Here is an 824-nt window from a genome sequence, read left to right on the forward strand (position 1 = left end):
AGTCTCAAGCGCTTTTTACTAGCTTGACTAAGCTTATCGCAAGTTAATACGTCCTTCATCGCCTCCAACTGCCAAGGCATCCACCGTGTACGCTTAGTCACTTAACCATACAACCCAAACGGGTCTTTGTTGTGTGACAGTTTAACTTCGCCAGAAGTCAATATTGAATACTAAAGTAGATACCAATCAATCAACGTAAAACGTTAATCAAATGGCACTGAATGGTACTGCTACCATTCTTTTTTACTTTTGAAAACTCTTGATAAATAGAATGTATCTATCAGAATTTTATTATCAGCTTTTCCAAATTTTTAAAGAGCAAGAGATGTAAAAACTTCTCAAAATTAAACACACTCTATTCTCAGGCGGTTAATGGCCCGATAAAGAATATTTATTTTTAAGAAGTAAGTGGTGGAGCTAAGCAGGATCGAACTGCTGACCTCCTGCGTGCAAGGCAGGCGCTCTCCCAGCTGAGCTATAGCCCCACATATGCTGGTCTTACTGTTTGTATACCGACTTCGATTTGAGACAAGGCGTAAGTAGAGGACGTTTAGATAACTAAACGACGAAACTTACACGAAGTATCAAGAAGAAGTGGTGGGTCTGAGTAGATTTGAACTACCGACCTCACCCTTATCAGGGGTGCGCTCTAACCAGCTGAGCTACAGACCCAAACAATAAGTGTTGTTCTCTTTACAATTAACAATCATCTGTGTGGACACTACGAACAAATAAGTTCTAAATCGTATAAGGAGGTGATCCAGCCCCAGGTTCCCCTAGGGCTACCTTGTTACGACTTCACCCCAGTCATGAATCACTCCGTG

The 824-nt window shown here is 41.4% G+C and carries 2 tRNA genes and 2 rRNA genes; all 4 read right to left on the minus strand.

From position 1 onward, the window contains the following. Nucleotides 1-107, minus strand: a 23S ribosomal RNA gene (locus QL998_RS20685); the annotation flags it as partial. 302 nt (nucleotides 108-409) lie between these two features. Continuing rightward, nucleotides 410-485, minus strand: a tRNA-Ala gene (locus QL998_RS20690). 110 nt (nucleotides 486-595) lie between these two features. After that, nucleotides 596-672: transfer RNA gene (locus tag QL998_RS20695), tRNA-Ile, on the minus strand. Nucleotides 673-748: 76 nt separating this feature from the next. Next, nucleotides 749-824: ribosomal RNA gene (locus QL998_RS20700) — 16S ribosomal RNA — on the minus strand; the annotation flags it as partial.

This window comes from Pseudoalteromonas sp. APC 3691, assembly GCF_030408135.1.
Lineage (GTDB): Bacteria > Pseudomonadota > Gammaproteobacteria > Enterobacterales > Alteromonadaceae > Pseudoalteromonas.